This window comes from Pseudomonas sp. MWU13-2517, from assembly GCF_023242545.1.
Lineage (GTDB): Bacteria > Pseudomonadota > Gammaproteobacteria > Pseudomonadales > Pseudomonadaceae > Aquipseudomonas.
This window is the reverse complement of record NZ_JALMFA010000008.1, coordinates 42,132-65,863: the sequence shown is the minus strand read 5'-3', so window position 1 is coordinate 65,863 and position 23,732 is coordinate 42,132. Positions and strand designations below refer to the sequence as shown.

Here is a 23,732-nt window from a genome sequence, read left to right as displayed (position 1 = left end):
ATTTCTTCCGTACGTGGCAGACGCCATCGGAAAAAATTTCTGGAGTCGTGAGTGCTTGCGCCCGATGAGGGTTGCGGCGATCTGTACCATTTGAGAGTAAGGAAACGACATGCGGATTTTGATAGCGGCGGTAGTGGTTTAGGCGCTTCAAGTTGGGGTTCGAGACGGCACTCTAAAAGATGGGAGCCCGCAACAATGAGCTTTTATAGGGTATTTATCACTTGATTAGCTTTAATGCGAGAGCACCGTGGAGGTTCGGAAGATGACTTGGCCGGACGCTTATTTACGATCTCCCCCGAGGCGTCGATAACCGTTCTGGGTTATCCGCTTGTCAGTGTGGCCCAGGAGTCGGCTCGCATCTCCCAGGTCGGGGATCTCGCTTGCAGCCTTGGGGCGTATGTCGCGGAACTGGAATTTGCCAATGCTGGCTGCCAACACGCCATCGCCGCTCTCTCTGGCGATGGTGATCGCTTTGTCGCCCCTTTGAAAAACTAAATATTGGATGGATACAAGAGGAAAGATGAAAGGACGCACATTTCTCTCGGCGATACTCGCCGGCACTCTTCTGGCAACACAGGGATGTGAACGCCATGAGGAGCGGATATTTCATATGATTCGGTGCACCATGGCAGCGAGCGTTGAAAAGCAAAATGACCCTTTGATAGTGAAATCTTGGGAAATAACAGGCCTGTATATGCGAGAAAACGGTATCAAGAAAAACATAGCAGAGCTGACTAAGATCACTGCGAACGTCAGAGATGAAATTATGGGCTCTTCCGATTCTTCATGGGATGGACGGGACACCAGAGTCAATGAAATCGTTAATAGCGAGTTTTGCAGGGCCTATCTGAATTTGCTTCAGCAGAAATAAACAAAGTCTTCCCGCTGTCTGCCAAAGACCGTACCAGCGTCGACGCCCCAATGTATTGATCGCACCGTTCGCGTCTCGCACCACCTTGTAAGCACAGTGAGGTCAGGATGCTCGGGCTGCCGGTGTTGATTCCGTACCGCACTATCCGGCTATCGACGTTTATAGCGTCCAGAGTGCTGCCCAATACTGCGAACTCCGGGCAAAAACCCGGCGCTAGGCCGGGTTTCTTTGGGCTATTTAAATCGAATGGCTGTAGAAAAGGGCGTAAGACTCGATGCCATCATTTGGCTGTTTGATGCCTGCATTTGAATAGTGAGTCGCGCGGATACCAACCCGTTGCGTATCGCCAAACTTCAAGCCAGCGCCGATCCGGTCTTCAAAGTTGAAGGACGATCCAAATTTCTGGTCACCAGCGGTAGTGCCGGAAAACATTGCGACACCGACACCCGCTTCGATGAATGGCTTGATTTCGCCCTGGCCAAACTCATAAACGAAAACGGGCGAGAAGGAAACAGAATGACGGGCATCGGCCTCTTTGCCCGATTCCCAGTACGTGTACCCCAGATCCCAATAACCGGTCAGCTTGCCTGTCGAGCTTTGCAACCAAGCCTTATCCCAGCCAAAACCCAGCGCCGCCCGGGCAGTCAAACCACTCTGACTCGTCGCACCAATAGCGCCGGAAATTTCAGTAGCGCATACATTCAACGATGCACAAGAAAGCAGGAGAGCAGCGAGTACTATTTTCTTCATTTTATGACCAATAAGTATTGAAAATCAGGTAATTACGGATTTTGGAGACCGTCAGAGGCAAGCGGCTTCCGAATCGTTCCATAAATTTTCAACCGGTCATTTTTCAAACCTGGTTTGGCCAAATACATCTACTCTTCGCAAGCCCGCACAATCCCATCCCATAAAAAACCCGGCGCACTGGCCGGGTTCGATGCAATACAAGTTTTCAGTTATCGGGATGCTCGCTTGCCACTGAATCAGCGGCGTCTACATCCGACATGTCCTCTTCGAGAGGCGCGTCATCGTCGGGAGGCAACGGGATACCATCCCCGTCGCTCTTCGGATCGTGCCCTGTCTCATTGTCCGTGCCGCGCGTTACTTCCTGCTGTGAAATATTGCCCGGGGCGTTCTCATTGATTTCCATGCTGGCTCTCCGTCTAACGCACAGGATATCCGCGCTTGAAGATGGGAGTCGGCAAGTGTCAGCGAGTGCCGCACACTGGACGAACGGTGGAAAGCAAAAAGCCCGCACAGTGGCGAGGACTTGGAATGGGGGCGCGACTTAAGCCGCGCTGTATTTCTGGAAAGCCCGGCTTTGACGCAAGGCTCCTTCTTTCGTGGCACTTACGCAACGGTGCCATCAGCATTGAGAACGTCCCAGGACAGCGCCTGCATCGCGGCTCGCTTGACGAGCGGAGTTTTCCTCTGTTTAGTCTTCAACGCTGGATTTGTTTTCGGCTTCTGTCCGGGCTTTTTGCATCTGGTCCTCGGTGCTACAGTCACTCACGCTTGAGGAGGCATTTCCAGATAGCCGCGTGCTTTTTTTAACTACTCCAGTAGGCGCTCCAATGAAGAACACACCTCCCGAAGGTTTACCCATTTACCGGATACTGACAGGCAAGGATGACGCATCCTTTTGTCATCGAGTATCTGAAGCCCTCGCGCTGGGTTACCAGCTTTATGGCTCGCCAGCTGCAACCTTCAACGGCGAATACGTTGTAGTGGCGCAGGCATTGATTTGGAGTCCTACCGAGTAGTCGTGCCTGCACACAAGAAACCCAGCCCCGCGCTGGGTTTTTTGCATCTGCCCCCCCCCCAACACAAAAAAAGTGCTGCAGTCCCACCAAGCCAACGAGGCCACGACATGCGGATTTGACAGCTGCGTAGGGGTTTAGGAGCTTCAAGATGGGGTTTTGCGACAGCACTCTGGGCGGTTTTATTTGTGAATCTTAGGAAAATTCCTACATATTTCGATTGAGGCCTTGGTTATGGTCCTGCGCCTCGCCCAGCCAGATCTTACAGCAGCCTTAACCGGGGGATTTGCTTCTGGCCTGGGCGAGCTCTTTCTATCGCGCACCGCCAGGCATGTAGAGGGTTGGGTTAGGCTGTAGTGTCAGTGGTAAGTGAATGGCTGCGGTCAGGTGTCGCGCGCCAGGACTGTTCCGCACGACAGCCTGTGGCGTGCCGCTTCAAACTCGCTGCCGAGGATCTCGGCGGCGCCTTCTATCTGCTCGAAGCCATCCTCAGCCGTATGCCCAAGTTCAAATAGACCGCCGCCGCAAATCCAGACAGCGCTCGGGTCAACCCCATCATCTTCCAGGCTTCGTCCTGACCGAGGCTAGCCGGGCAATGCTCTTCCCACAGCCTGCTCAAGCGCCCACGCTCCGCTATCTGGCAGCCCGATCTTGTTGAGAAGTGCCCTTGGCACAGCAGTGGATGGAGCGTCAACCCGTCTAGATCAAGAGTTACGAGGCAATTCAGGGTTGCCACACCCGCTTTTGCCGTCTACCCTGAGAATGTTTGAATTGTTACGAATAATTTCGGGTTCGACCCATTCAAGGTCGTGCGACTTCAGGATGAGGAACGAAAGATGTTTTCACACGAAGGTCTTGCAATAGAGCTGTTGCTGTTCATATTTTCCCTGGCTGGCCTGCTTTTGGTCGCCTGGTTTATTCACCATCAATACGAACGAAAGAGCGGAAAAGGCGTAAAAAAACAACAAAATCGTGGCGAGGGTCGCTCGACATAAATTGCCACTCCGCGTCTTCTAATGAGCCAGTCATCAATGACTGGCTTTTTACGTTAAAAAACTGCCATTGAGCGCCCAGACCCTACCTGATTGTCCTAGCTGATTGCGGCGTATCCATTTGTCGCCTGCGTTGAACCGAATGTAACGAACTGTGTCAGATGTGACATGCAGTTCAACCCCGCCCGATGGATACCTCCATGCGCTTTAAAAAGAAATCCTTAGCTGCCGTTGTGTCGTGCGCAATGATGTTTGCCGCTGCGCCTTTGCTGCCTGCGGGACTGTCTGTCGTGGCTTCTGCCTATGCGAAAGACGGTGGCGGGCACGGTGGCGGTGGCAATGGCGGCGGTGGGGGCGGCCATGCAGGTGCTGGTCACTCGGCGGGTTCTGCGGGTAAAGGTCTCGCTGAAGGTCACGAAATCGACCATGACGCCAAGGGTGTTCGAGATCATGGCGTGAGTGGCAATCACGTTGGCCGTGGTCTCAAAAATGATCAGGGCCATGGGCTTGCCACTTCAGGCGTAGCGCACGCTAAAACAACCCAAGGGCTATCGAAGGCGACGGCGATCTCGGCGACTACGCCGGGGGATCACAACGCCAAGGGATTGAGCAAGGCCGGCATCTCAACCTCCCACTAAATGCTGTTCGCGAAATGCCAGGCCGCAGATTGGGTGGGGCATACGTATCCAGCTTTCAGGACATTCAGAATGAAACGCGCAGCAGCAATACTTTTGGCCACCACCGGCCTTCTCTTGCTGGGTGGTTGTGTACCTCTCTGGGATGACGGAGGACTGTACGGTCGTGATCATTACAGGCACTACGATCATGACCGCAGGTACTACGACCAGGGCGATGACAACGATCAAGGGCGAGGCCGTCGCTACGATGATCGTAGGTATGACCGCAATTACCACCGTGATCACGACGATCGGGATGACTGACGACTCAACATCCAAGGGCGGCCTGTAGCGCTACAGGCTGCCATTTCCTGCGCACCATTGATCGACACCTGTCCTTGAGGCAATCACAGCCCTCACATTGAAACGTTCTTGTGGTTGAATGCTCACGTCAGACAACGGAGGAACCGTTGTAGCTGATTTCCGAATGATCGGTACGATTGCTTCACCCACAAGGAGCTACACCATGCAAGGAAGTATGAAGTTCAAACACCTGGCGTTTTTGTTGATCCCGCTTGTTGCCGCCTGTACCACCACCGATAGAACACACGAGTCTGCGGTTGCCACCCAGGTGATGCCGGGACAGGCGCCGGCGTTCGATAACTGTGGCGTAGGCTGCCCTACCGGCGGCAGTCCTCTGACGTTGAATCGTCAGGCATATACCCTGAACAACAACGGTTCGACCAAGTTCGCGAACTGGGTATCGTACCGAATCACCAAGAACACACCGGCGAGCGGGCGGGCGCGCAACTGGGCGACGGACCCGGATATTCCGGCCGGAGAAACCCTCGACCCCGTGGATTACAACGGCGCCAATGTCGCGCTCAAGGTCGATCGCGGCCATCAGGCCAACCTGGCGTCAATGGCTGGTGTGGCGGACTGGCCAACCCTCAACTACCTGTCGAACATTACCCCGCAGAAGTCTGATCTGAACCAGGGGCCGTGGGCGCGCCTGGAAGACCAGGAGAGAAACCTCGCCAAAGAGGCCGGCGTGGATCAGGTGTACGTTGTCACCGGGCCGCTGTACGAACACTTTGTCGGCACGCTTCCCGGCACGAACAAGGTCCACACCATCCCAAGCGGCTACTGGAAAATCATCTTCGTCGGCAGTTCGCCGCAGGACGGTGTTTATGCCTCGTTCGTGATGAATCAGGAAACCCCGAAGGGCGCGGCTTTTTGTGATTATCAGGTGACCGTGAACCAGATCGAGGAGCGATCCGGGCTCACGTTCTGGAGCAACTTGCCGCAACCGGTTCAAGCCGCTTTGAAGTCCAGGCAGGGTCAGTTGCCTGCCCGCATCGGATGCAAAGCGACCTGAGGTGTGGCCTGACAGGCTGCCGAGGCCGGCAGCCTGTTCAACGGTATGAGCACAGCGGAACTTGAGCCTCGGTACCGCTTTGCGCTGCACTTTTTTGCATTTTCCTGATCTATCACTGTCCCGGCGACGCGCATTCGGTGCGTTGCCTGCAGAACCTGACCCGGTACCGATGGATCGATCGCTCACTGTTTTTATCACCCATTGGCCGCTGCTGCTCGCAACGGTGTGGATGCTGTGCGCGACCGGTTGCGGCCAGCAACAGGGGCGCGATATCGCCAGGCAGTTCAGCAATGGCAAGCCCGATGAGTTCTTTCAGACCAGTGTTGATCGCATGGCGACGCTGGGCATGCGCGACAACCTGCAAAGCCTCTATCTACTGATGAACAAGCTCTATCTGCGTAACCCCAACCAGTGGCGCCAATCGGGTTATCCGGATGCGGTGACTGCTGCGCGGGAAATTCGCCAGGCCATCGAAAACCAACAACCTTTGCCGGCATTGGGCACGCGCCGTGACCTGGCTGCGTTGAGCTATTCGTTGAGCCCGGAATTTCGCGGTGACCGGGTTGGCGCGTTCATCTATGCGATCGGCAGCATGCTCGTGACCGCCCATGGTGGCCGCACCCAGTTTTATATGACCGACTCGATCAACCCGCAGTTTGTCAGCAATGCCGCGCGTAACATCGAGAAGGCCACCTGGCTGCTTGGGCAGCGCCAGGATGCCAATGGCGTTTTGCTGCTGTTTTCCAATGAAATATCGGAGGAGGGCAGCAACCTCAGTTTCGCCGTTGAGTTCGGCAAGATTGTTGCGCGCCTGGACCTGCTGACCCAAATGCTCGATGAGCGTTACCGGCGCGTCGGGCTCAATTACGCACAAAGTCTGTTGCTGATGAATTTCTTGCCGGTGCAGTAACCGGCACGGTCGCAGCATGTATCGATCCGACAGTGCGGTGTTTCCTTTTCCTGCGTAGGAATCGGACGATCCGCTGCCCCTTCCCTTGAAACGCCGCCCCCGTCGGCCATAGCCTCGGACTTTTCTTAAAAACGAGTGCGTGCTTTGGGTAAGCAAAAAACGGTTTGGCCTACTGATCGCGAGATTCGCCTGCGATTTATCCTCTTTGCCGTTATCGACGCCGCGAGTGTCCAAGGGGTTTGCGCGAGTGTGTTATTGGCCGCGCACAAGTTGCTGCGGGACTCGCCGACTGAAGCGCAATTACGCGACACCCTCGCCGAAATTCTGTCCGAAGATGAAATGCAGGGGTTCAGGTTTCCACTGGGATCGGAGGCGGATGAGCTGATGATGGCGCTGGCGTCCCCTGCTGCTCAAGGGCAGTAAAACCGTCGGTTCTCTGCGGCCTTGATCAGGGAAGGGGGCGGCGCATTAATCAGACGTGACCTCAGGGAGCCACCCGCCTTCCCATCACTGTTCGCGTGATGGCCACGGCCTTTCATGCCCCTGCATTCCAAGGACCCGCCCATGTTGTTGCGACAACCTCCACTGCTTTTTGCCGCCCTGGCCTTCAGTTCAATCGCGCACGCCGAAGAGGTGCAATTGGCGCCGGTCGAAGTCACCAGCAATGAAGCCAGCGCCGGCGAAGTGGCTCAGGCCGAGCTCAAGAATGTACCCGGTGGCACCAATTTCATCGACATGGACAATGTGCAACAGGGCCGGGTCAGTACCAACGAAGACGTGTTCAAATATCAGGCCGGGGTGTACGCCAAGGCGGCGAATAACGAAGGCGTGAAGCTGTCCATTCGCGGTTCGGGCCTGAACCGCAGCCCTGGCGCCCACGCTTCCGGTCTTTATGAAATGCTCGATGGTTTGCCACTGACGGGCCCTGGCGGCACACCCTACGAACTCAAGGACCCGTTGTGGCAGAGCCGGGTCGAGGTGTTGCGGGGCGCCAATGGGTTTGATCAAGGCGCACTGGCTCTCGGTGGTTCGGTCAACTACATCACCCGCACCGGCTACGACGCGCCCAAGCTGCAGGTGCGCTATGAAGCGGGCAGTCGTGGCTACGCCCAGCGTGAAATCAGTTCGGGCCAGGTTCTGGGGGCTGCGGATTACTACATCAGCCTCACGGATTCGGAGTCCGACGGCTACCAGCACCAGAGTGCAGGCACCGGCAAGGGCGTCGCCGCCAACTTCGGCTACCGCTTCAACCCGGACCTGGAAACCCGCTTCTATTTCCGCTACCGCGAAACCACCAACGACACTCCGGGCAAACTCACCCGCGCCCAGATCAGCCACGACCCGCAGGCGGCCAACAGCCTCAACGCCGCCCGTGATTCCAAGCGTTTGCAACCGGGCTCCACCTGGATCGCGAACAAGACCACCTTGCAGTTGAACGACAATTCCCGGGTCGAGGCCGGCCTGGCCTACCACGACTACCCGATGGACCTGCGCGAAGGCACCAACCGCCTGAAAGTTGCCTACACCGATATCAGCAGTACCCTCAACTATATCCGCCAGGACACGCTGTTCGGCCACGACAGCAAAACCACCCTCGGCCTGCGCACCACCCAGGCGATGCCCAACAACGGGGCCTCGGAATTTGTACGCACGCCTGCCGGGAATACCGCCGGCTACGCGCCCGGCACCAAGACCCGCGACTACAGCTACCTGGGCTCCGACACGGTGCTGCATATCGGCAATGACCTGGAACTGGTCCCCGATCTGTGGCTGACCACCGGCCTGGCGGCGATCTACACGCGGCGCGAAACCCAGGTCACCTACCCCGAAGGGCAGGCACCGCTCAGCCAGCACGATTGGGACTACGCGCCGCGTATCGGCCTGCGTTATGACTTCTCCCCGCAATTGCAGGTATACGGCAACCTGAGCCGTTCGGTGGAGCCGCCGCATGCGTGGTCGATGATTTGGGGTTCCAACAAATACTTTCCTAAAGGCAGTGGCGCGGCCACCGGCTTGCAGCGCGAAGGCGTGAGCCTGAAAAACCAGACCGCCACCACCCTGGAAGTCGGCGGCCGTGGCGAGCAATGGTTCGGTCAGTGGGACCTGGCGCTGTACCGTTCCGAAGTGCGCCACGAACTGCTCACGGTGGAAACCCGGGCGCAGACCGCTACCACCAATGCCATCACCGCCGAAAACAACGCCAGCCCCACGATTCACCAGGGCGTGGAACTGAGCCTGCTCAGTGCGTTGTGGGACGGTGGGCGCGCGGGCCAGCTCGCCCTGCGTCAGGCCTACACCTTCAGCGACTTCCACTACCGCGACGACGACCGTTTCGGTGGCAACACCTTGCCCGGTATCCCCAAGCACTACTACCAGGCGCAACTGCGCTACAGCCATCCGACGGGGTTCTACACCAGCCTCAATACCGAACACGCGTCGCGGGTGGCGGTGGACTACGCCAATTCCTACTATGCCGCGGCTTACACCACACTGGGTGCCACCTTCGGCTACGACGCGCCCAAGCAGGATTGGCAGGCTTGGGTCGACTTGCGCAACCTGACCAATCGTCGCTTTGCCAATACCGTCACCCCGGGGTACGACGACAAAGGCATGGATATGGCGCGGTCTACACCGGCCGATGGCCGCGGCATCTACACCGGCGTGTCATGGAGCTGGCGTTGAACTGCTGAGGCGCGAATAAGGAGGGCTGTTGCGCGCAGGTGCAGGCAGTCAAGCCGCGCCGGCTCAGCCGTCGTTCTGGCGCAGGCGCTTGTACAGGGTATTGCGACTGACGCCCAGTTCCCGCGCCAGGTGGGAAATATTCCCGCCCACCGCCTTCAAACGTTGCGTCAGGTCGAGGTCGTCACTCAGGTATTCATGGGGTAGCGGCGCAGCGCTTTTCAGGTCGACGAAAAAGTCATCCGGCAGGTGTTCAGGACGAACCGGCTGGTCTTCGGCCATCGCCAACGCGACCTGCAGCACACTGCTTGCCTGGCGCAAGTTGCCCGGCCATGGGTGCTGTTCGAACAACCTCAGTACTTCAGCGCTCAAACCGGCGCGCTGGGTGGGTTCGCGGTGTTGTTGCCAGAGTTGCTGGAACAGAGCCTGCTTGTCGGCGCGCTCGCGCAGGGGTGGCAATTCCAGGGCCAGGCCGCCAATGCGGTAGTACAAGTCCTCACGAAACCGACCGGCCTGCACCCACTCTCTCAACACGCGATTAGTCGCCGAGATGATGCGTAAATCCACCGGGAACAGCTCGCTGCTGCCCACCGGTTGCACGCAGCGCTCCTGCAGCACCCGCAACAAGCGGGCTTGAGTCGGCAACGGCATATCGCCGATCTCGTCGAGGAACAACGTGCCCTTGTCGGCCTTGCGGATCAGGCCAATGCTGCCTTTTTGGTTGGCGCCGGTGAAGGCACCTTTTTCATAACCGAACAGCTCCGACTCCACCAGTTCCGCGGGAATCGCCGCACAATTCACCGCGATGAAGGCCTGCCGGCTACGGGAACTGGCCAGGTGCAGGGCTTTGACAAACACCTCCTTGCCCACGCCGGTTTCGCCATGGATCAGCAGCGGAATATCTTTCTCCAGCAGGCGCTCGGCCTGGCGCACCGCCTTCTCCACACGGCTATCGCCGAAGTGCAGGGCCTTGAGGCCGATCACGGTGGATTTTGCCGGTACAGCTTCACTGGGCGTGGGAGCATTGAAGAACCGCGCCTGTACCGGGGTTTTCTTCGGTCGTTTCAATACGCATTGGAACCGATTGCGTCCCGCGGCCTGGAGCGAAAACGGCAGCCCCTCCGGTTGGTTCAACAACTCCAGCAACGACACTTTGAACAAACTGTCGATCATCACTCGCGACAAACTGATGCCCAGCAAATTATCCGCGCGGCGGTTGGCGGACAGCACCTGGCCGCTTTCGTCAAAGATCAGCAGGCCGGCCCATTGGCTGTCGAGGTTGTTCAGGCCGGTGTTGAAGGTCAGCTGGAAATGTTCGCCACGAAACAGGTTGAGGATCAGCCGGTTCTCCACGGTCTGGCTCATCATCTTGACCATGCCAAGGGTGTGGGAGGGGGGCAGGTAGCTGTCACTGGACACATCCAGCACCGCGATGATTTCACGCTGGGCATCGAAGATCGGCGCGGCCGAGCCGGTCATGAAGCGGTTGGCCTTGAGGAAATGCTCGTCGTGCTCGATATGCACCGCCTCGGCACAGGCCAGCGCGGTGCCGATGGCGTTGGTGCCGGTGGCGCTTTCCCGCCAACTGGCACCGAGGTTGAACCCACGCGCCAGCTTCGGCGTGATGAAGCGCTGGGTGCCCCATGACGTCAGGACCTGGCCCTGATTGTCGGCCAGCATGATCAGGCAGTTGGAGTTACTGAGGATGTTTTCGTAATAGGGCAGTACTTCCTGGTGGGTGGTCTGCACCAGAGAGTGCTGGCTTTCCAGCAGTTGGCTGATGCCCTCGGCGGGCAGCAGGTCGAAGCTGGGCGTGCTCTGGTGATCCAGGCCGAAGGCGCGGCAACGGCGCCAGGACTCCTGGATAAGCGTGTCGTGAGCCAAGGGTTCGGCCATGGGGCGACCTTCTTTTTATTGTTATGGGATCTTGCACGATCTAACGGTTGAACCGAATCAAAGGGTGCGACTGGGCTTGCTCCCGATTACGGTGGAACAGCCCCACATGAATTGACTGACGCGTTGCCATCGGGAGCAAGCCCACTCCGGAATTGGCCGGTGTTGTCTGCTCAATCGAGTCCGAAGAGTGTTGTTCAGTACTGTTCATTGTCAACCCCGGGTTGTTCATTTGTGTTCAACCCTCAACAGGCTGTTTTGCTCTTTTCCTTGCACATCAAGCGATTGGCGTTCTGGCACGAATCTCGCTCTGACAGCCGGACAGATTCATTCCAATAATAAGAAAGGGCGCGTCATGTCATTGACCCTGGAACATGTGTCCCGCGTCGTCGAAGGCCAGACCTGGATCGACGACGCCAACCTGCGCTTCGAAGCCGGCTCGTTCAATGTATTGCTCGGCCGCACACTCTCCGGCAAAACCAGCCTGATGCGCTTGATGGCCGGCCTGGACAAGCCCGACAGCGGCCGCATCCTGATGAACGGCGTGGACGTCACCCACCAGCCGGTGCGCTTGCGCAACGTGTCGATGGTGTACCAGCAGTTCATCAACTACCCGACCATGACCGTATTCGAAAACATCGCTTCGCCGTTGCGCCAAGCGGGGATTGCGCACGATGTGATCCAAAGCAAAGTGCTGGAAACCGCCAGGATGTTGCGCATCGAAAAGTTCCTGCAACGCCACCCGCTGGAGCTGTCGGGTGGCCAGCAGCAGCGCACGGCCATGGCTCGCGCCTTGGTGAAAGACGCCGAGTTGATCCTGTTCGATGAGCCGCTGGTGAACCTGGACTACAAACTGCGTGAAGAACTGCGCCAGGAGATGCGCGAATTGTTCAAGGCGCGCCACACCATCGCCATTTACGCCACCACCGAGCCCAACGAAGCCCTGGCCTTGGGTGGCACCACCACCATTCTTCACGAAGGCCGGGTGATCCAGAGCGGCAAGGCGGCCGAGGTGTATCACCAGCCGCACACGGTGCTGGCCGCCGAGCTGTTTTCCGAACCGCCGATCAACCTGATGCCCGGGCGCATCAGCGGCAACGAGGTGAGCTTCGCCCATTTTGTGCACTTCCCGCTGAACGTCGACCTGCGCGATCTCGGTGAAGGCGAGTTCCGGTTTGGCGTGCGTCCCAGCCATATCAGCCTGGTGCCGAGCAACGACGATGACCTGGAACTGGCAGTGACTGTGGAAGTCGCGGAGATCAGTGGCTCGGAAACCTTCCTGCATGTGCGCAGCGAACACTTCCTGCTGGTGCTGCACCTGCCGGGGGTGCATGAGTACGATGTCGACGCGCCGATCCGCGTGTATATCCCCACCCATAAGTTGTTTGTATTCGATGGCCAGGGACGCCTGCTCCAGGCGCCCGGGCGTCGTATCGCGAGGGTTGCCTGATGGCCGAGATCCACTTGCAGAGCCTTGCCCATAGCTACAACCCTACGCCGAGTGGCCCAGAGGATTACGCCATTCGGGAAATGGACCACGTATGGGAGCAGGGTGGTGCCTACGCGTTGCTGGGACCGTCAGGCTGCGGCAAGTCGACCTTGCTCAATATCATCTCCGGCTTGCTCAGCCCGTCTGAAGGCCAAGTGCTGTTTGACGGCCAAGTGGTCAATCACCTTACCCCGGAAAAACGCAACATTGCCCAGGTGTTCCAGTTCCCGGTGGTGTACGACACCATGACGGTGTTCGACAACCTTGCGTTTCCGCTGCGCAACCAGGGCATGGCCGAGGCGAAAGTTCACAGCAAAGTGCAGGAAATTGCCGAAGTTCTCGACTTGCAAAACCTGCTGAGCAAAAAAGCCCGCAACCTCAGCGCCGACGAAAAGCAGAAAGTCTCCATGGGCCGGGGCCTGGTGCGCGACGATGTGTCGGCGATCCTGTTTGACGAGCCGTTGACGGTGATCGACCCACACCTCAAATGGAAACTGCGGCGCAAACTCAAGCAGATTCACGAGCAGTTCAATATCACCATGGTCTACGTCACCCACGACCAACTTGAGGCGTCGACCTTTGCCGACAAGATTGCGGTGATGTACGGCGGGCAGATCGTGCAGTTCGGTACCCCGCGTGAGCTGTTCGAGCGGCCCAGCCACACCTTTGTCGGCTATTTCATCGGCAGCCCAGGGATGAACCTGATCGAAGTGCGGGCCGAGGCGGGCGGTGTGGGCTTCGCCGGGACGTTACTGCCATTGGCCGAGGCGTTGCAGCAACGCATTGCCGATACCGACTACAAGAAACTGCAAGTGGGGATTCGTCCGGAATTCATCCACGTGTGGGACGAGTACAACCCTGATGCGCTGCAGGCTGATGTCTCTCACCTCGAAGACCTCGGTACCTACAAGATCATGACCCTCAACCTCGACGGCGCACTGCTCAAGGTACGTCTGGCAGAAGACAAACCGGTGCCCGTAGGCAAGGCCTCCATCAGCTTCCCCGCGCAATGGTTGATGGTCTACGCCGATGACTATCTGCTGGAGGTGCAGCCATGAACAAGGTGCAGAACAACAAAGCCTGGTGGCTGGTGCTGCCGGTGTTCCTGCTGGTGGCGTTCAGTGCGGTGATCCCCATGATGACCGTGGTCAACTATTCGGTGCAGGACATCTTTGACCAGTCCAGCCGCTACTTTGTCGGTGCCGACTGGTACAAGCAGGTGCTGCTCGACCCCCGTTTGCACGACTCATTGCTGCGCCAGTTCATCTATTCGGCGTGTGTGCTGCTGATCGAAATCCCGCTGGGCATCGCCATCGCCCTGACCATGCCGACCAAAGGCCGCTGGTCGTCGCTGGTGCTGATCATCCTTGCCATTCCGCTGCTGATCCCATGGAACGTCGTCGGCACCATCTGGCAGATATTCGGCCGCGCCGACATCGGCTTGCTCGGTTCCAGCCTCAACGCGATGGGCATCAGCTACAACTATGCGGCCAACACGGCGGACGCCTGGGTCACCGTGCTGGTCATGGATGTCTGGCACTGGACTTCACTGGTCGCGCTGTTGTGCTACTCAGGGTTACGTGCGATCCCGGACGTTTACTACCAGGCCGCACGCATAGATCGTGCATCGGCCTGGGCGGTGTTCCGGCATATCCAGTTGCCGAAGATGAAAAGCGTACTGCTGATTGCCGTGATGCTGCGCTTCATGGACAGCTTCATGATCTACACCGAACCCTTCGTCCTCACCGGTGGCGGGCCGGGTAATGCCACCACGTTCCTGAGCCAGACGCTAACCCAGATGGCCGTAGGCCAATTCGACCTCGGCCCGGCTGCGGCGTTTTCCCTGGTGTATTTCCTGATCATCCTGTTGGTGTCCTGGCTGTTCTACACCGCCATGACCCATTCCGACGCCAACCGCTGAGGCCGCCAACATGAGCAAGCGCAAGGTTATTCCGCTGCTGATCTACATCCTGTTCCTGCTGGTGCCGATCTATTGGCTGTTGAACATGTCTTTCAAGAGCAACACCGAAATCCTCGGTGGGCTGACGCTGTTTCCGCAGGACTTCACCCTGGCCAACTACAAGGTCATTTTCACCGACCCGAGCTGGTACACCGGCTACCTCAACTCGCTGTACTACGTGAGCCTGAACACGGTGATCTCCTTGAGCGTGGCGTTGCCGGCGGCCTACGCGTTTTCGCGCTATCGCTTCCTCGGTGACAAGCACCTGTTCTTCTGGTTGCTGACCAATCGCATGGCGCCGCCGGCGGTGTTCTTGCTGCCGTTTTTCCAGCTGTATTCGTCCATCGGTCTGTTCGACACGCATATTGCGGTGGCCCTGGCCCATTGCTTGTTCAACGTGCCGTTGGCGGTGTGGATTCTGGAGGGATTCATGTCCGGCGTACCCAAGGAAATCGACGAAACGGCCTACATCGACGGCTATAGCTTTCCCAAGTTTTTTGTGAAGATTTTTATCCCGCTGATTGGTTCGGGCATTGGCGTCACGGCGTTTTTCTGCTTCATGTTTTCCTGGGTCGAACTGCTGCTGGCGCGCACGTTGACCTCGGTCAACGCCAAGCCGATCGCGGCGGTGATGACCCGCACGGTCTCGGCTTCGGGTATCGATTGGGGCGTGCTGGCAGCGGCGGGGGTGTTGACCATCCTGCCCGGCATGCTGGTGATCTGGTTTGTTCGCAACCACGTGGCCAAGGGCTTTGCCCTGGGCCGGGTCTGAGGAGTCGATCATGGAATGGATGGCCTGGACCACCCCCACTGCACTGTTCTTCGCGGCGATTGCCCTGTTGCTGGCGGGCATGACCACGTGGGAGCTGCGCTCGCCAAGTATCCCGCGGCGCGGTTTTCTACCGATCAGCACCACCCGTGGTGATCGCTTGTTTATCGGTCTTCTCGGCAGCGCCTACCTGCATCTGCTGGTAATCGGCGTCACCGGCTGGAGCATCTGGGTGGCCACCGCGCTGTCCCTGGTGTGGCTGTTGTGCGTGATGCGTTGGGGCTAGTGGCCCAGCACCTTGTTAGGAGCGAGCTTGCTCGCGAAGATCGTCAACGATAACGCGGTGCTTCAGGTCGCCCGCGGTGTCTGTGAGTTTTTCGCAAGCAAGCTCGCTCCTGCAGATGTTGTGTTCGCAAGTCCCGTTTGAAAATAACCAGGAGGTCTCTATGTTCGATAAAAACAATAAGCTGCGACATAGCATTTCATTGGCCGCCGTACTGGCCCTCAGCGGTTTGAGCGCTGCGGCGTGGGCCGATGCGTATGAAGATGCCGCGAAAAAATGGGTCGGCAGTGAGTTCAAACCGTCCACGCTCACCGACGCCCAGCAGCTCGAAGAGTTGAAGTGGTTTATCAAGGCGTCGGAACCGTTCCGTGGGATGAAGATCAACGTGGTGTCGGAAACCCTGACCACCCACGAATATGAATCCAAGGTGCTGGCCAAAGCGTTCAGCGAAATCACCGGCATCAAGTTGACCCATGACCTGCTGCAGGAAGGCGACGTGGTGGAGAAACTGCAAACCCAGATGCAGTCCGACAAGAACATCTACGACGGCTGGGTCAACGATTCCGATTTGATCGGTACGCACTTTCGCTACGGCAAGACCGAATCCATCACCGATTTGATGGCCAACGAAGGCAAGGACTTCACCTCGCCAACCCTGGATATCAAGGATTTTATCGGCCTTTCCTTCACCACCGCACCGGACGGCAAGATCTACCAGTTGCCTGACCAGCAATTTGCCAACCTGTATTGGTTCCGCGCCGACTGGTTCGAGCGTCCGGAGTTGAAAGCCAAGTTCAAGGAAAAATACGGCTATGACCTCGGCGTGCCGGTGAACTGGTCGGCCTATGAAGACATTGCCAAATTCTTCAGCGAAGACGTCAAGGAAATCGACGGCAAGCGCATCTACGGTCATATGGACTACGGCAAGAAAGACCCGTCCCTGGGCTGGCGCTTCACTGATGCCTGGTTTTCCATGGCCGGCGGCGGCGACAAAGGCTTGCCCAACGGCTTGCCGGTGGACGAGTGGGGCATTCGTGTGGAGGACTGCCATCCGGTCGGTTCCAGCGTGACCCGTGGCGGCGACACCAACGGCCCGGCCGCCGTGTTCGCCACGCAAAAATACGTGGACTGGATGAAAGCGTACGCGCCGCCGGAAGCGGCGGGCATGACCTTCTCCGAATCGGGCCCGGTGCCGTCCCAGGGCAACATCGCCCAGCAGATCTTCTGGTACACCGCGTTTACCGCCGACATGACCAAGCCGGGCCTGCCGGTGGTAAACGCCGACGGCACGCCGAAATGGCGCATGGCGCCATCGCCGGTTGGGCCTTACTGGGAGAAGGGGATGAAGAAGGGTTATCAGGACGTAGGTTCCTGGACCTTCCTCAAGTCGACGCCGGAGAAACAGAAACTCGCGGCCTGGCTCTACGCCCAGTTCGTGACCTCGAAAACCGTCTCGCTGAAGAAAACCATCGTTGGTCTTACGCCGATTCGGGAGTCTGACATCAACTCCCAGGCCATGACCGACCTGGCGCCGAAACTCGGTGGCCTGGTGGAGTTCTATCGCAGTCCGGCGCGGGTGGAGTGGACCCCGACCGGCACCAACGTGCCGGACTACCCACGCCTGGCGCAACTGTGGTGGAGCAACATCGCGGCCGCCGCCAGTGGCGAGAAAACCCCGCAACAAGCCCTCGACAACCTGGCCAAGGAACAGGACGCGATCATGACGCGCCTGGAACGCTCCAAGGTGCAGCCGGTGTGCGGTCCGAAAATGAACCCCGAGCGCGACGCGCAATACTGGTTCGACCAGCCGGGCGCGCCGAAACCGAAACTGGCCAACGAGAAACCGAAAGGCGAAACGGTGGCTTACAGCGACCTGCTCAAGTCGTGGGAGGCGGCGCGTAAGTAACGGTTGGGCAAAGACGGTAAAACGGCACGCTTGCGTGCCGTTTTACCCTTAGAGAGGAGCGTATGGATGAGTGTGTCGCCGGTGTCACCTAGTGTATGTCGGAGCAACGTTGACTTGGCCGACATTCGCATTGTGGACTTTGAGATCCCAGCCCGCCGCGCCACTGAAAGTCAGCTCATACTGTTCATGAGTTTGCATCCACATAATGGAGCCAGGAGCCTTACCCGTGACGTTGGTTAAGTCGATCGCTGATGAACCCCCCCTCCACTGTATGGATTGATTAATACCGTGGACCCCGGTTGAGAGGCTTTCGAAAAGCTGATAGTTGGGGTACTCAGGGTGGGATCAATATTAATGATTTTTACATCCCCCGTACCTACGATGGGGTACATGAAGTTGTGTTGATTGCCGACGGTAACGCCCATGATGATTATCCTTACGTTAGTTGGTTGACTTCACGCAGGTGCTACGTGAATGACCTAAGGTTATGGGCGGTGAGGGGTGCACGGTACTGTGAGAACTGACAGTTTTTTATATTTAATTGGTAACGACTGAACTTTTTTTATTTCCTTCGGCATTTCGAAAGATTCAACATTCTGCACAATGGGTAAATCCAAGAAATCAACGGCAACCACATTCAGCGGGCGACCCGGCCGCGCAGGCGGGCCTTAGGCCGCCTGCGGCTGAACCTGCAACGCTCCCTCCACTTCCTTGACCAGCCCACTGGCCAAAAACAGCGGCGCCAGGCGCTTGTGCAGTTGCGGCTCGACAAACTCCTTCACCGTGCCCAGTGCCAACACGCCGCTGAGCGGCAACTCAGCTTTGGTGTACGACAACCACGCCTTCTTCAACACTTGCAACACATCGCTACCCGCCGTGGCGGCGAAGCGACGGTGGGTGGGTTTGCCGTCGAAATCGAAGGTGTGCTGGAAGGCGTAGCCGGTTTCATTGCCATTGGCCGCCGTGCATCGAACGCAGGTGCACGGGCCGTCGCCGAATGCGCTGCGCAGATAGGCGTTGAAGTCCACCACGGGTTTGAGTGACAGGCGCTTATCCACCTCGAACAGGTCACCGGTCATTTTTTCGTCAGTGTTCAACGTCGATTTCCTCGCAGGCATGCAGCTGTTTTTCAAAGCGCGAAACAATACCAGCCGAGCAGGGTTTTGGGGATTATTTGCATAACAATAGATCCCGATATTCTTTTCCCGTCTTAAAAATCGCCGCTACGCTCCATCACCTTCTTAAAAACGCGGCAGATTCCTACATGACGCTCAAGCGTTCCTCCCTGACCCTACTGGCTGCTGCGAGCGCCTTGATCAGTCTCGGCGCCCAGGCCGAAGGCAAGATCAGCATTGCCCAGCAATTCGGCATCGGCTACCTGATCCTCGACGTGGTGCGCGACCAGCACCTGATTGAAAAACACGGCAAGGAGCAGGGCCTGGACATCCAGGTCGAATGGAACAGCATTTCCGGTGCCACCGCGATGAATGAATCGCTGCTGGCCGGTGCCTTGGACGTGGTCTCGGCCGGTGTGCCGCCAATGCTCACGCTGTGGGACCGTACCAAGGGCAAGCAGAACGTCAAGGCCATCGCTTCCCTCGGTTCGATGCCCAATTATTTGCTGACCAACAATCCCAACGTGAAGACCCTCAAGGATTTCACCGAGAAAGACCGCATCGCCGTGCCGGCCGCCGGTGTAGGTTTCCAGTCGCGCACCCTGCAGATCGAGACCGCCAAGCAGTTCGGCGATGCGAACTACAAGAAGTTCGACGACATCTCCATCAGCCTGGCCCACCCTGATGCAACCGCTGCGCTGATCGCCGGTGGTTCAGAGATCAATTCGCACTTCTCCAGCCCGCCGTTCCAGTATCAGGAATTGTTGAACCCCAACGTGCACAAGGTGCTCAGTTCCTACGACATCCTGGGTGGGCAGGCGTCGTTCAACGTGCTCTACACCACGCAGAAATTTCACGATGAAAACCCCAAGACCTACAAGGCGTTCTATGCCGCCCTGGCCGAGGCCGAGCAGATCATCAAGGCCGACAAACCCGCCGCCGCCAAGGCCTATATCCGTGTAGAACAGTCCAAGCTGCCGTTGGATCTGGTGGAGAAGATCGTTCAGGACCCGGAAATCGATTTCACCATCGTGCCCCAGCGCACCTTTATCTACGCCGAGAAACTCCAGGCGCTGGGCGTGTTGAAAAACAAGGCGGCGAGCTGGAAGGACTACTTCTTTGAAGAAGCCCACGGCGGCAACGGCAGCTGACCGGCCTGTGGGATGAGGCGCAGTTATTGTGGCGAGGCAGCTTGCTGCCGTCGGGCCGCGAAGCGGCCCCAGCCAGGTCAGCGAAAGAACTCACCTGGAGTGGCATCAAACTGCTGACGAAACGCAGCAATGAACGCCGACGTCGACTCATACCCACAACTCAACGCCACATCCGTTACACGCTCGCCTCGTTCCAGGGCGGGCAGGGCACTCAGCAGTCGCAGGCGCTGGCGCCAGGCGCGAAAGGTCAGCCCCGTATCGCTCAGGAACGACCGGCTGAGGGTCTTTTCGCTGACGCCGAGTTTTTCGCTCCAGTGCCCCAGCGTGGTCTGTTGCTCCGGGTGCAGGTTCAAACTGCGGTAGATCTGGCGCAGCCGTGGGTCATGGGGCAGGGGCAGCATCAAATCCACCTGCGGGGCGGCGGCGAGCTGATCAAGTACCACCTGGGCCAGACGTCCATCCGGCCCGTCCTCGGCATACTCCACCGGCAGCTCGCTGAAGCTGCGAATCAACTCGCGTAACAAACTGCTCACCTCCAGCACCTGGCAACGCTCGGCCGCCCAGGTCGTGACGCTGCAATCCAGGTATAAGCTGCGCATTTCGGTATGCGGCGAACTGAACACCCGGTGCGGTACCCCCGCAGGAATCCACACGGCGCGCTGGGGCGGTGCAACGAAACGGCCGGCACTGGTCTGGATTTCCAGCACCCCGGAAATCGCGTAGGAAAGCTGCACCCACGGGTGGCTGTGCCGTCGCGTCAATGCACGGTTGGGCAGCGATTCGGTGCGCCCATACACCGGCCGAGGCAGGCTGGACAGCCCGGGTACGCTGCGGCGCACGGTTTTATCGTGTCCTTTTGGCGGCATTTACTGGCTCATTGGCGTTAGTCGGTAACAAGCCATTACGTTAGAGTCGCGATGACGTGTTTTGCAACCCCTGGACGACTTGCTCATGACCCGCCCACGTTTTCTACCTGACAACTTCACCCTGACCCTGATAGCCACGGTGATCATCGCTTCGCTGCTGCCCGCCACCGGGCAAACTGCCGTAGCGTTCGGCTGGGTGACCAACCTGGCCATCGCCCTGCTGTTTTTCCTGCATGGCGCCAAACTGTCACGCCAGGCCATCGTCGCCGGCGCCGGCCATTGGCGCCTGCACTTGTTGGTGTTCAGTCTGACCTTCGTGCTGTTCCCGTTGCTCGGCCTGGCGCTCAAACCGTTGCTGTCGCCGCTGATCGGCAAAGACCTGTACATGGGCATGCTGTACCTCTGCGCATTACCGGCCACGGTGCAATCGGCGATTGCCTTTACTTCGCTGGCGCGCGGCAATATTCCGGCGGCGATTTGCAGCGCAGCGGCGTCGAGCCTGTTCGGTATCTTCCTCACGCCGTTGCTGGTGACGCTGTTGCTCAACGTACACGGCGAGGGCGGCTCTACCGTCGACGCCATCCTGAAAATCAGCGTGCAACTGCTGCTGCCCTTCATCGCCGGGCAGATTGCCCGCCGCTGGATCGGAGAGTGGGTAGGGCGCAACAAATCCTGGCTCAAATTCGTCGATCAGGGTTCGATCCTGCTGGTGGTGTACGGCGCGTTCAGCGAAGCGGTCAATGAAGGTATCTGGCACCAGATCCCGCTGTGGGAACTGGGCGGCCTGGTGGTTGCGTGCTGCGTGTTGCTGAGCTTGGTGCTGGTGGCGTCTACGTTGCTGGGCAAGGCGTTCGGCTTTAACCAGGAAGACCGTATCACCATCCTATTCTGCGGCTCGAAGAAGAGCTTGGCGACGGGCGTGCCGATGGCCCAGGTGTTGTTCGCCGGGGCGACCATGGGCGTGCTGATCCTGCCGTTGATGCTGTTCCACCAGATTCAGTTGATGGTCTGCGCGGCGTTGGCACAGCGTTATGCCCGACGGCCGGAAAGCATCCCGGAGTTGATGGGGCAAGTGGACCCTTGAGGTGATGCCGCCTGGCTATCAGGCATTTCTTAAAGCGACGAAATTTCTCAAGTCTGCGTCCGAACGGACGATGACCTTCTTAACAACCAAGAAGGGGCGTCGTCATGAACGTTATACGTTTGTCAGTGGTTACAGGCTTCCTTGCGGTATGGGCGGGGGCTTGTATGGCCGCCTCTTCAGGCGTCATTCAATTTCACGGCAGTATCGTCGAGCCCGGTTGCAAAGCGACTGCGCAGGGCGGCTCGACAGTGGCACTCAATGGGTGCCCACAGGCCATGCGCGGGAGCCGGTTCGATGTGCAGCCCGTGCGCACCGTACAGGCACTGGGCAATGCGGTGGCCAATGTCAAATTGGTGGCCGACAGCGGCAGTGGGCGCTATTACGACCAGCGGTACCAGCTGGTGGATGCCCTTGGAAAGCCAATTGAGTCGGGGGCCTACATCGTCACCCTGACCGCGCCGTGATGAAACTGATGGTTGTTTGATCAGGAACAACGTCAACAGGCCGCCGAGAAACCTATAGAATACTCGGCGGCGGCGCTTGTCCTGGGTGACCGCTTGATCACCGTCAGAGTACCGCGCCATTCCATGAGCCTTTCAGCCACAACCCCCCAAGCCAACTGGCAACCGGTCATCGCCCTCGCGCTGGCCGCCTTTGTATTCAACACCACCGAATTCGTCCCCGTCGGGCTGCTCAGCGCCATCGGCAGCAGCTTCGACATGCCCATCGCCAGCGTGGGGCTGATGCTCACCATCTATGCCTGGATCGTGTCATTGACGTCATTGCCGGTGATGCTGCTGACCCGCAACGTCGAACGGCGCAAATTGCTTATCGTGCTGTTCGGCCTGTTTATCGCCAGCCATATCCTCTCCAGTGTTGCCACCAGCTTCGGCATCCTGATGCTCAGCCGTGTCGGCATCGCCTTGTCCCACGCACTGTTCTGGTCGATCACCGCGTCCCTCGCGGTACGCCTGGCGCCGGCCGGCAAACAGGTGCAGGCCCTTGGCCTGCTCGCTACCGGCACTTCCCTGGCGATGGTGTTGGGCATTCCCCTGGGCCGCCTGCTCGGTGAAGCCATGGGCTGGCGCACCACGTTCCTGGTCATCGGCGCTTTCGCGGCCGCCCTGGTGTTCTGGCTGGCGCGCACCTTGCCGTTGTTGCCGAGCCAGAACTCCGGCTCGTTGCGTAGCCTGCCGCTGCTGTTCAAGCGCCCGGCGCTGGTGGCGCTCTACGTGCTCACCGCCATGACGGTGACGGCGCAGTTCACCGCCTACAGCTACATTGAACCCTTCGTCGAAGGCGTGGCGGGCATGAGCGGTAACGCTGTCACCTTGATCCTGCTGGTGTTCGGCGGCGCCGGCATCATTGGCTCACTGCTGTTCAGCCTGGTGCACCGTTTCAACCCCCATCTGTTCGTGGTCGGTGCGGTATTCCTGCTGGCGGCATGCCTGGCCTTGCTGCTGCCGTTGAGTGGCGCAGAGTCTTATCTCGTCGGCCTGAGCGTGTTCTGGGGCATCGCAATCATGGGCTTCGGCCTGGCCATGCAGTCCAAGGTACTGGTGCTTGCACCGGACGCCACCGACGTGGCCATGGCCATGTTCTCGGGCATCTACAACATCGGCATCGGCGGCGGCGCCCTGATGGGCAGTTGGGTCGGCAGCCACTTCGGTTTCGCCTGGATCGGCGCGGCGGGCGGGCTGCTGGCGACCGTGGCGCTGATCGGGTACTGCCTGGCAATCCGACGCTTCGGGCAGGGCGTAACGCCCAGTTGAGTCGACCGATCATTCCATCCATGGGAATGCGCCGCCTGCCGTGTTCTTGATCTGCTTTAGATCTTGATCTTGATCCTAGGCGCCCCGTAAACCACGCTGGCCGAACGCAGGCTTGAAACCGTGGTAACCCGGCAGGACGCCGGGTTAGCCGTCCTGGGCCAGGGAGGGCCCAACGGAGGCGAGCCCCCTCGCGGAGGGCCAGTTGGATAGTCGGCGGTTTCCGAGCCGCCACGG

Annotated in this window: 23 protein-coding genes and 1 pseudogene; 18 read left to right on the top strand and 6 right to left on the bottom strand. The window is 58.6% G+C overall.

The annotated features are described in order from the left end of the window. Positions 1–279: 279 nt before the first annotated feature. Positions 280–447: pseudogene (locus M5B97_RS13140) on the bottom strand (integrase); the annotation flags it as partial. Between the two features lie 73 nt (positions 448–520). Between M5B97_RS13140 and M5B97_RS13135 the strand changes: the two are divergent. After that, positions 521–871, top strand: coding sequence for a hypothetical protein (locus tag M5B97_RS13135; RefSeq protein WP_248731672.1), 351 nt, complete (start codon positions 521–523; stop codon positions 869–871). Positions 872–1,108: 237 nt separating this feature from the next. On the opposite strand, the gene M5B97_RS13130 is transcribed toward M5B97_RS13135, so the two are convergent. Together M5B97_RS13130 and M5B97_RS13125 are read right to left on the bottom strand one after the other, a co-directional pair. Beyond that, entirely contained in the window at positions 1,109–1,621 is a 513-nt protein-coding gene (locus M5B97_RS13130; protein ID WP_248731671.1) for an acyloxyacyl hydrolase, read from the bottom strand. Positions 1,622–1,826: 205 nt separating this feature from the next. Further along, positions 1,827–2,024, bottom strand: coding sequence for a hypothetical protein (locus M5B97_RS13125; RefSeq protein WP_123717740.1), 198 nt, complete (start codon positions 2,022–2,024; stop codon positions 1,827–1,829). 424 nt (positions 2,025–2,448) lie between these two features. On the opposite strand from M5B97_RS13125, the gene M5B97_RS13120 reads away from it, so the two are divergent. The 7 genes from M5B97_RS13120 to M5B97_RS13085 all read left to right on the top strand — a co-directional run bounded on the left by M5B97_RS13120 (position 2,449) and on the right by M5B97_RS13085 (position 9,213). Continuing rightward, a complete protein-coding gene (locus M5B97_RS13120) occupies positions 2,449–2,637 on the top strand; it encodes a DUF1737 domain-containing protein (RefSeq protein ID WP_248731670.1) in 189 nt (62 codons plus the stop codon). An 833-nt stretch (positions 2,638–3,470) separates the two neighbouring features. Beyond that, positions 3,471–3,629 (top strand): hypothetical protein, encoded by a 159-nt coding sequence (locus M5B97_RS13115; RefSeq protein WP_167659630.1) that lies wholly within the window; start codon positions 3,471–3,473, stop codon positions 3,627–3,629. Positions 3,630–3,826: 197 nt separating this feature from the next. After that, positions 3,827–4,264 (top strand): hypothetical protein, encoded by a 438-nt coding sequence (locus M5B97_RS13110; RefSeq protein ID WP_248731669.1) that lies wholly within the window; start codon positions 3,827–3,829, stop codon positions 4,262–4,264. Positions 4,265–4,769: 505 nt separating this feature from the next. Further along, entirely contained in the window at positions 4,770–5,621 is an 852-nt protein-coding gene (locus M5B97_RS13100; RefSeq protein WP_134657632.1) for a DNA/RNA non-specific endonuclease, read from the top strand. A 169-nt stretch (positions 5,622–5,790) separates the two neighbouring features. Continuing rightward, complete coding sequence (locus M5B97_RS13095; protein WP_248731667.1) at positions 5,791–6,531, top strand: hypothetical protein; 741 nt, start codon at positions 5,791–5,793, stop codon at positions 6,529–6,531. A gap of 144 nt (positions 6,532–6,675) precedes the next feature. Beyond that, positions 6,676–6,954, top strand: coding sequence for a hypothetical protein (locus M5B97_RS13090; RefSeq protein ID WP_248731666.1), 279 nt, complete (start codon positions 6,676–6,678; stop codon positions 6,952–6,954). 141 nt (positions 6,955–7,095) lie between these two features. Beyond that, positions 7,096–9,213: a TonB-dependent receptor gene (locus M5B97_RS13085; protein ID WP_248731665.1), complete on the top strand. Its 2,118-nt coding sequence runs from the start codon at positions 7,096–7,098 to the stop codon at positions 9,211–9,213. Positions 9,214–9,276: 63 nt separating this feature from the next. On the opposite strand, the gene M5B97_RS13080 is transcribed toward M5B97_RS13085, so the two are convergent. Continuing rightward, entirely contained in the window at positions 9,277–11,106 is a 1,830-nt protein-coding gene (locus M5B97_RS13080; protein ID WP_248731664.1) for a sigma-54-dependent Fis family transcriptional regulator, read from the bottom strand. A gap of 352 nt (positions 11,107–11,458) precedes the next feature. Between M5B97_RS13080 and M5B97_RS13075 the strand changes: the two genes are divergently transcribed. From M5B97_RS13075 to M5B97_RS13050, 6 genes are all read left to right on the top strand, one after another. Continuing rightward, positions 11,459–12,553, top strand: a complete 1,095-nt coding sequence (locus M5B97_RS13075; protein WP_248731663.1) for an ABC transporter ATP-binding protein — start codon at positions 11,459–11,461, stop codon at positions 12,551–12,553. Continuing rightward, a complete protein-coding gene (locus M5B97_RS13070; RefSeq protein ID WP_248731662.1) occupies positions 12,553–13,650 on the top strand; it encodes an ABC transporter ATP-binding protein in 1,098 nt (365 codons plus the stop codon). Before M5B97_RS13075 ends, M5B97_RS13070 begins: the two co-directional genes overlap by 1 nt. After that, the gene (locus M5B97_RS13065; protein WP_123717733.1) at positions 13,647–14,513 is read left to right on the top strand and encodes a sugar ABC transporter permease; all 867 of its coding nucleotides are present in this window, start codon (positions 13,647–13,649) and stop codon (positions 14,511–14,513) included. Before M5B97_RS13070 ends, M5B97_RS13065 begins: the two co-directional genes overlap by 4 nt. Before the next feature lie 10 nt (positions 14,514–14,523). Continuing rightward, entirely contained in the window at positions 14,524–15,324 is an 801-nt protein-coding gene (locus M5B97_RS13060; RefSeq protein ID WP_003174634.1) for a carbohydrate ABC transporter permease, read from the top strand. A 10-nt stretch (positions 15,325–15,334) separates the two neighbouring features. Then, positions 15,335–15,607, top strand: coding sequence for a DUF2160 domain-containing protein (locus M5B97_RS13055; protein WP_123717732.1), 273 nt, complete (start codon positions 15,335–15,337; stop codon positions 15,605–15,607). Between the two features lie 160 nt (positions 15,608–15,767). Then, entirely contained in the window at positions 15,768–17,510 is a 1,743-nt protein-coding gene (locus M5B97_RS13050; protein ID WP_248731661.1) for an ABC transporter substrate-binding protein, read from the top strand. Positions 17,511–18,178: 668 nt separating this feature from the next. Here the strand turns inward: M5B97_RS13050 and M5B97_RS13045 are convergent. Then, the gene (locus tag M5B97_RS13045) at positions 18,179–18,607 is read right to left on the bottom strand and encodes a hypothetical protein (RefSeq protein WP_248731660.1); all 429 of its coding nucleotides are present in this window, start codon (positions 18,605–18,607) and stop codon (positions 18,179–18,181) included. Positions 18,608–18,774: 167 nt separating this feature from the next. On the opposite strand from M5B97_RS13045, the gene M5B97_RS13040 reads away from it, so the two are divergent. Beyond that, positions 18,775–19,776, top strand: a complete 1,002-nt coding sequence (locus M5B97_RS13040) for an ABC transporter substrate-binding protein (RefSeq protein ID WP_248731659.1) — start codon at positions 18,775–18,777, stop codon at positions 19,774–19,776. Between the two features lie 77 nt (positions 19,777–19,853). Here M5B97_RS13040 and M5B97_RS13035 read toward each other — a convergent pair whose 3' ends face one another. Continuing rightward, complete coding sequence (locus M5B97_RS13035) at positions 19,854–20,642, bottom strand: helix-turn-helix transcriptional regulator (protein WP_123718190.1); 789 nt, start codon at positions 20,640–20,642, stop codon at positions 19,854–19,856. Positions 20,643–20,727: 85 nt separating this feature from the next. Here M5B97_RS13035 and M5B97_RS13030 point away from each other — a divergent pair, with 85 nt between their 5' ends. From M5B97_RS13030 to M5B97_RS13020, 3 genes are all read left to right on the top strand, one after another. Continuing rightward, a complete protein-coding gene (locus M5B97_RS13030; RefSeq protein WP_123718189.1) occupies positions 20,728–21,726 on the top strand; it encodes a bile acid:sodium symporter family protein in 999 nt (332 codons plus the stop codon). A gap of 104 nt (positions 21,727–21,830) precedes the next feature. Next, positions 21,831–22,190, top strand: coding sequence for a type 1 fimbrial protein (locus tag M5B97_RS13025; protein WP_123718188.1), 360 nt, complete (start codon positions 21,831–21,833; stop codon positions 22,188–22,190). A gap of 123 nt (positions 22,191–22,313) precedes the next feature. Continuing rightward, on the top strand, positions 22,314–23,498 hold the full coding sequence (locus tag M5B97_RS13020) for a sugar transporter (RefSeq protein WP_123718744.1): 1,185 nt from the start codon (positions 22,314–22,316) through the stop codon (positions 23,496–23,498). Positions 23,499–23,732: the final 234 nt, after the last annotated feature.

Excerpts from the sequence above, each read along its gene's own strand:
- M5B97_RS13135 (WP_248731672.1), top strand. The coding sequence starts at position 521 with ATGAAAGGACGCACATTTCTCTCGGCGATACTCGCCGGCACTCTTCTG.
- M5B97_RS13130 (WP_248731671.1), bottom strand. The coding sequence starts at position 1,621 with ATGAAGAAAATAGTACTCGCTGCTCTCCTGCTTTCTTGTGCATCGTTG.
- M5B97_RS13125 (WP_123717740.1), bottom strand. The coding sequence starts at position 2,024 with ATGGAAATCAATGAGAACGCCCCGGGCAATATTTCACAGCAGGAAGTA.
- M5B97_RS13120 (WP_248731670.1), top strand. The coding sequence starts at position 2,449 with ATGAAGAACACACCTCCCGAAGGTTTACCCATTTACCGGATACTGACA.
- M5B97_RS13115 (WP_167659630.1), top strand. The coding sequence starts at position 3,471 with ATGTTTTCACACGAAGGTCTTGCAATAGAGCTGTTGCTGTTCATATTT.
- M5B97_RS13110 (WP_248731669.1), top strand. The coding sequence starts at position 3,827 with ATGCGCTTTAAAAAGAAATCCTTAGCTGCCGTTGTGTCGTGCGCAATG.
- M5B97_RS13100 (WP_134657632.1), top strand. The coding sequence starts at position 4,770 with ATGCAAGGAAGTATGAAGTTCAAACACCTGGCGTTTTTGTTGATCCCG.
- M5B97_RS13095 (WP_248731667.1), top strand. The coding sequence starts at position 5,791 with ATGGATCGATCGCTCACTGTTTTTATCACCCATTGGCCGCTGCTGCTC.
- M5B97_RS13085 (WP_248731665.1), top strand. The coding sequence starts at position 7,096 with ATGTTGTTGCGACAACCTCCACTGCTTTTTGCCGCCCTGGCCTTCAGT.
- M5B97_RS13080 (WP_248731664.1), bottom strand. The coding sequence starts at position 11,106 with ATGGCCGAACCCTTGGCTCACGACACGCTTATCCAGGAGTCCTGGCGC.
- M5B97_RS13075 (WP_248731663.1), top strand. The coding sequence starts at position 11,459 with ATGTCATTGACCCTGGAACATGTGTCCCGCGTCGTCGAAGGCCAGACC.
- M5B97_RS13070 (WP_248731662.1), top strand. The coding sequence starts at position 12,553 with ATGGCCGAGATCCACTTGCAGAGCCTTGCCCATAGCTACAACCCTACG.
- M5B97_RS13065 (WP_123717733.1), top strand. The coding sequence starts at position 13,647 with ATGAACAAGGTGCAGAACAACAAAGCCTGGTGGCTGGTGCTGCCGGTG.
- M5B97_RS13060 (WP_003174634.1), top strand. The coding sequence starts at position 14,524 with ATGAGCAAGCGCAAGGTTATTCCGCTGCTGATCTACATCCTGTTCCTG.
- M5B97_RS13055 (WP_123717732.1), top strand. The coding sequence starts at position 15,335 with ATGGAATGGATGGCCTGGACCACCCCCACTGCACTGTTCTTCGCGGCG.
- M5B97_RS13050 (WP_248731661.1), top strand. The coding sequence starts at position 15,768 with ATGTTCGATAAAAACAATAAGCTGCGACATAGCATTTCATTGGCCGCC.
- M5B97_RS13040 (WP_248731659.1), top strand. The coding sequence starts at position 18,775 with ATGACGCTCAAGCGTTCCTCCCTGACCCTACTGGCTGCTGCGAGCGCC.
- M5B97_RS13035 (WP_123718190.1), bottom strand. The coding sequence starts at position 20,642 with ATGCCGCCAAAAGGACACGATAAAACCGTGCGCCGCAGCGTACCCGGG.
- M5B97_RS13030 (WP_123718189.1), top strand. The coding sequence starts at position 20,728 with ATGACCCGCCCACGTTTTCTACCTGACAACTTCACCCTGACCCTGATA.
- M5B97_RS13025 (WP_123718188.1), top strand. The coding sequence starts at position 21,831 with ATGAACGTTATACGTTTGTCAGTGGTTACAGGCTTCCTTGCGGTATGG.
- M5B97_RS13020 (WP_123718744.1), top strand. The coding sequence starts at position 22,314 with ATGAGCCTTTCAGCCACAACCCCCCAAGCCAACTGGCAACCGGTCATC.